This is a genomic window from uncultured Aurantimicrobium sp., assembly GCF_936931525.1.
Lineage (GTDB): Bacteria > Actinomycetota > Actinomycetes > Actinomycetales > Microbacteriaceae > Aurantimicrobium.
Genome location: NZ_CAKZII010000166.1, coordinates 1 through 5,879, shown reverse-complemented (window position 1 = coordinate 5,879; position 5,879 = coordinate 1). Strand labels below are relative to the sequence as shown.

Genomic DNA, 5,879 nt, shown 5'->3' with positions numbered 1-5,879 from the left:
TAGCTGAAGTCTGGGTCAGGCTCGAAGGAGTATGCCACTGGCCACTGGCGACGACCTGCGTTGAGGACACCGTTGCTCTCGATGAGGTAGCAGTTACCACAGAGAGGTTCGTAGTTCACGGCAACACCATCGATAGCAACCTGATCGCCATCAAAGATGAAGCGGTCGTTGTATTTACGAGCGTTGAAGATGGCCTTCTTGCCACAGCGGCAGATGGTCTTGAGCTCGTCAATCTCGTGAGAGATTTCGAGCAGACGGCGAGAACCGGGGAACGCCACGGTCTGGAAGTCGGTGCGAATGCCGAACGCCATCACGGGCACGTCCTCGAGAAGCGCAATACGAAGCAGGTCATCAACCTGAGCTTCAGTGAGGAACTGTGCCTCATCAACCATGAAGCACTTCACGTCAGCACCGGTCTTGCGGATGATCTCTTCACGCTCGTGCTGGAAGAGCCCGTAGACGTCGCTCTCTTCGGCAATGACGAAGTCAGAGCGACGGGTAATACCCACACGGGACAGAATGCCCATGTCACCCTTGTGGTCGATAGCTGGTTTTGCCAGAACGACAGAGTGACCACGCTCTTCGTAGTTGTAGGCAGCCTGGAGCATTGCGGTGCTCTTGCCACTGTTCATCGCGCCATAACGGAAATAAAGCTTGGCCATTAGGTCAAATATCCATCCTCGGCTGCACGCCGAACCAAATCTGCCCGCCGGGACGCGGGTCTACCTGCTCTAGCGTACTTCTCACGCACTCGTCTGAGGTACGTTTTAGCCGTCTCAAACTGAACATTCATGGCCTCGGCAACCTCTTTGGTCGCTAACCCCCGGCAATACAGGACAAACGCCTGTTCTTCGCCTGCACTCAGGCGTGGTTTGACCAGTTCTTCGGCGTGTTGAGTCGCTCCAGATCCGCCTGATTTGCTGGTTTCGGAAGAGAGTTGAGCCATGCCGAGCAGAGTGCGCATGCGGGCAGCAACAACATTCATCGAGGTCGACTTATCAAAGAAAGCATCAGCGCCAGCAGCAAGCACTCTCTCATTGAGTTCTGGGCTTGCCAGAGCGCTCATCACCACCACGGTGGACCCTGCTGCCTTACACGTGAGCACACGTGCTTCGATCGAGACGGGCTCAGCTAATTGGTAGTCCATCAACACAACCTCTGACGGGAAATCAGTGTTAGCCAGACACCCTGCCCACGAAGTTTCCGCCACAGAAACGGAGAAGTCCGGCGCATTACCCACAAACCAACTGCTGAGGCTATCGACCAGTAACCCGTGGTCATCCAAAATTGTCAGGGATACTGCTGGCTTATTTTGCATAGTAGAACATCACATTCACTTGACCATCGTTGTTGATGAAGCGCACATCTTCAAAGACGACATACATCACACGCAAGAAAGAGGAGAGGTGGGTGCGGAGCTTTCCACCGCTGAAAGATTGCGCCGTTTCCATTCCTTGAATCACGCAGGACAACCTCGTGGTGTTGGGGTCTGTTCGCAGAGAGATCTGAAGCTTCTCCACGCCAGCATCCACCAGACCAGTGACCAAGGCAGAAATGGCTGACTGGGCAGATAGGTCAAACTTTCCCAACACCTTCTCCGGGTCATGCAGCTCACAACCAGAACGTTCAACCCAGGTTTGATCGGAGAGGAGCACTAACTCGGTGCGGATTGTGCCGGCAAGTTCTCTTGCACGCACAGTGTCTGCTTCACTCACACGACCTGAAGAGAGCAAGCTCACCAACAGTTCCCGTGCTTCACGGGTGAGAGGCCCCGCGATATCGACGTCGTTGATGTGCCCCGGTTCAACGGCCGTCTCGTTAACGGTCTTCTGCCAGGCCATCAGAATACGGCTGGCTTTAAATGTGTAACTGGCTTGTCCTAGTACCACGATGGCCAAGAGGGCAACTCCAGAGACGGCGAAGTAGAACGCGCCAAAAGGGGTTGGGTGGTTCCAACTATCCAAAATCAATACGGTCACCAAAGTCAACACCGCGGCCAGGCCAGCAAAGTATTGGTCAGGCAAAGAACGATACCCACTTGCCGAAGCAAAAATTAATGCGACAGCAATGGGACCCCATTCGGAAAGGAAAGTGATGTAACCAGCACTATTGGAAGCTATTTGTAGGGCGCCAGCAGAGATGGACAAGGTGACAACCCAGCTGTAATTTCGCCGAGTATATGGAGCGTGGCTTGGAGCTGCAGACCACAAATGCAACGACACGGCGCAAGTCAATAGTGATAGTGCTAAGGCCATAACAGAGAGGTTTTCAATGCTCCGTAGCGAAACAATAGAAATGAACATGGCATATGTCCAAATAACCAAACTAAAGAGGACGGCAACATCCCAGCTTGTGCCAGCGGCTAGAGGATCGAGCTGCTGCATTGTCCGTTCAGGTTTACGCATCGCTGTCCTCCTTCCCCACGGGAAGTTGCAACATCACAGCGGTTCCCTGACCTTCGTTCGACCACACTCGAACGCGACCACCACATTGCTCGATACGGTCTCGAACTGAAAGCTTGAGGCCCATACGATCTTCAGGGACGCTCTCCACGTTGAATCCCTGACCACCATCAATAACGGTGACAGCGATGTTTTCCCCGGCAGCCAGGATGACCACTTCGACTGCGTTCTGTCCGGAGTGAAGGTGAACATTCGTCAGACATTGCGCAAGAGCAGAGGTGAGGGCATCGACACGTTCTGAGGTCAAATCTTCTATGGCTGAGGGAGTTCCGCCCAAGTTGATGGAAAGCCCCCGGGCCTCTGCTTGCGCAATGATGAGCATCAGCTGCTTCAACTGCGCAGAGTTCACATCTTCAGAGCTGTCGACAGGCACTTGTCGAATCGCCTCACTGGTCTCAAACAACGCCATTTGCTCTTCAATTGCCGCGCGGACATCGTCTTGCAACATACCCGGCTTTGTCGAGGAGATGACAGCCAGATTTGCCAGCAAGGTGTCGTGCAATCTGGCAGCAACTGCGCGGGTGTTCTCGAGTCGCTCAGCATCAGAAGCGACAGACTCAGCACTGAGGTCAAAGGTGATTTGGAATCTCTTGTTTGATTGCAACAGCAAAGGGGTGGAAATGACGGCGGCGAGAACCACACCAAACCCTAAAAGAAGTCGCAGATCGAATTCGTACGGCTTCCCCGCCAGAACTGCTCCCCACCACAGGGAGAGATTTGCCATAACAAAACCTACGGATGCCCACAAAACTCGGTCTCGTGCACGGGCAGCAACACCACAGGCTGTGATCAGCGCGAAGCCCAGCAGAGAGAACTGCAAGAACACAGTGGATTCAACATCCGGCATCGTGGCAAGAACCGCCCAGGTTGCCAGCACCAAGGTCGCGGACAGGAACACAATGTAGAGCGAAGCAGACAAGGGCGACAACGGTGTGAACATCAAGCGCCAGAGCACAAAGCCAGGGAATCCCACCAAGAACCCCGCCCACATGACCCAGGCATTGTTTTCATGCCAGCCAGCCAAAATTAACAAGATTTCGGCAAAGATCACCGAGTAAGCGGAGTACACCAAGAACAGACGCGAAAGTGCTTGGGCAAAGAGAATAGGTGCCAGCTTGGCTGGAATTCCTAACTGCATCTCATCGCCCCCGTTGAAGAATGTGGTCTAACTCAGGCCAGTCTTCCCTATATGGAGAGTTTGAGTGTCTTCGCCGAGGCGGCAAATGACTTCTTTGCCACGGCAGAGTTATCAGAGAGGCGAGTACCAAAGCTTGGAATCATCTTCTTGATCTCAGGCTCCCAGCCAGCAAACTCGGTGGGGAAGCATCGCTTAAGAACATCGAGCATGACGGGAACAGAAACCGAAGCACCAGGTGAAGCACCCAGAAGACCAGCGATGGAGCCGTCAGCCGCCGCAATGACCTCAGTTCCGAACTGAAGAACACCGACCTTCTTAGGATCTTTCTTCATCACCTGAACGCGCTGACCGGCTGTAATGAGTTCCCAGTCTTCGTGCTGAGCATCAGGGAAGAATTCACGCAAAGCGTCGAGCTTCTTCTGTGGGCTGGCCACAACTTCACCGATCAAGTACTTCAGCAGATCTAGGTTGGTGGCTCCCACAGCAAGCATCGGCATGATGTTGTTCACGCGGATAGAGCCGGGAAGGTCAAACCAGGAACCTGCCTTGAGGAACTTGGGTGTGAAACCAGCAAAGGGACCAAACAAGAGTGACTTCTCGCCATCAACAACACGAGTGTCGAGGTGAGGAACAGACATGGGAGGTGCTCCCACGGAAGCCTTGCCATAGACCTTGGCCTGGTGGCGAGCCACGAGTGCAGGGTTAGAGGTGCGGAGGAACTGACCTGAGATGGGGAATCCACCGAAGCCCTTAGCTTCCTTAATGCCTGCGCTCTGCAGCAGCGACAGTGCGCCACCACCGGCACCGACAAAGACAAACTTCGCAGTGATGGTGTGTGGGGTGTTGCCGACCGAGTCACGAAGGTTGAGCTTCCAGTGACCGTTGTGTAACTTCTTGAGCCCGGTGACCTGGGTTCCAATGCGCAGCTTGCCACCGTTACTGGTGACGTAGTTGAGCAACTGCTGGGTCAAAGATCCGTAGTCCACGTCAGTACCGGCAGTAATGCGGGTTGCTGCGATGGGCTCGTTGCCGGTGCGACCATCCATGAGCAAGGGAGTCCACTTGGCAATGACCTTGGGGTCTTCGGAGTACTCCATGCCGGCGAACAGTGGCTCATCCTTGAGCACAGCGAAACGCTTGCGCAGGTATTCCACGTTGGCCTCGCCCCAGACGAAAGTCATGTGTGGGGTGGAATTGATAAAGCTGGTGGGAGCATCGAGCATCTTGGCTGCAACCATGTATGCCCAGAACTGAAGCGAAACCTGGAACTGCTCGTTGATAGCAACTGCCTTAGAAGCTTCGACGGAACCGTCAGCTGCTTCGGGCATGTAGTTCAGTTCACACAGACCTGCGTGACCCGTACCTGCGTTGTTCCAGGGGTTCGAGCTTTCCTGAGCGACCTCACCAAGGCGTTCATAAACCTGGATGCTCCAGTCGGGTTGCAATTGCTTAATCAAAGCGCCGAGAGTCGCGCTCATGATTCCGCCACCAATCAGGGCAACATCAACCGTCTTTGCATTCACATCCGCCAGTTTACGCGTGAAGTGCCTCCACTACTGCTGTCCTCATTCCCACCTACCGGGAGCAATGAGGAAGGCCACCAGGAACACATCCTGATGGCCTTCGACAAAGGAACGAATTACTTAGGCGCGGTCAGCTGCAATCAGCTCAGCGATCTGCACTGCATTGAGGGCAGCACCCTTGCGCAGGTTGTCGTTGCTGACGAACAGAGCCAGTCCACGGCCGCCATCAACGGTCTCGTCGCTGCGAATACGACCAACGAAACTGGGGTCAGCACCGGCGGCCTGGAGAGGCGTGGGAACATCTTCCAGCTGAACTCCAGGAGCGTTTGCGAGCAGTTCGCGAGCGCGCTCAGGAGAGATTGCCTTGCCGAATTCAGCATTGATGGACAGTGAGTGACCGGTGAACACAGGAACGCGAACACAGAGACCTGAAACCAAGAGACCTGGGATTTCGAGAATCTTGCGGCTCTCGTTGCGCAGCTTCTTCTCTTCATCAGTTTCGTTAAGACCATCTTCCACAATCGAACCTGCAAGAGGAACAACGTCGAAGGCAATGGTCTTCACATACTTCACCGGTGCGGGGAAGTTAACTGCTGACCCGTTGTGAACGAGATCTTCAATGTTTCCTTGATCAACGGCGGCACGAATCTGGTTAGCAAGTTCTTCAGCACCAGCAAGACCAGAACCAGACACTGCCTGGAAGGTGGTCACGGCCATGCGCTCAAGACCAGCCTCAGCGTGGAGAACCTTGAGTGC

Annotated in this window: 6 protein-coding genes; all 6 read right to left on the bottom strand. The window is 54.3% G+C overall.

Translation table 11 applies throughout. The features are described 5' to 3' along the window. A partial coding sequence (locus Q0362_RS08415; RefSeq protein WP_298122501.1) for a thymidine kinase occupies positions 1-662 on the bottom strand: 662 nt, incomplete at its 3' end. Next, positions 662-1,318 (bottom strand): DNA-binding response regulator, encoded by a 657-nt coding sequence (locus tag Q0362_RS08410; protein WP_298122499.1) that lies wholly within the window; start codon positions 1,316-1,318, stop codon positions 662-664. The genes Q0362_RS08415 and Q0362_RS08410, both read right to left, overlap by 1 nt. Continuing rightward, entirely contained in the window at positions 1,308-2,405 is a 1,098-nt protein-coding gene (locus Q0362_RS08405) for a hypothetical protein (protein WP_298122496.1), read from the bottom strand. Before Q0362_RS08405 ends, Q0362_RS08410 begins: the two co-directional genes overlap by 11 nt. Beyond that, on the bottom strand, positions 2,398-3,600 hold the full coding sequence (locus Q0362_RS08400) for a sensor histidine kinase (protein WP_298122495.1): 1,203 nt from the start codon (positions 3,598-3,600) through the stop codon (positions 2,398-2,400). The genes Q0362_RS08405 and Q0362_RS08400 overlap by 8 nt, the downstream gene beginning before the upstream one ends. 47 nt (positions 3,601-3,647) lie before the next feature. Next, positions 3,648-5,123, bottom strand: coding sequence for a malate:quinone oxidoreductase (locus tag Q0362_RS08395; protein ID WP_298122494.1), 1,476 nt, complete (start codon positions 5,121-5,123; stop codon positions 3,648-3,650). Positions 5,124-5,243: 120 nt separating this feature from the next. Further along, positions 5,244-5,879: aspartate-semialdehyde dehydrogenase (locus Q0362_RS08390; protein ID WP_298122492.1), on the bottom strand; the 636-nt coding region annotated here is incomplete at its 5' end.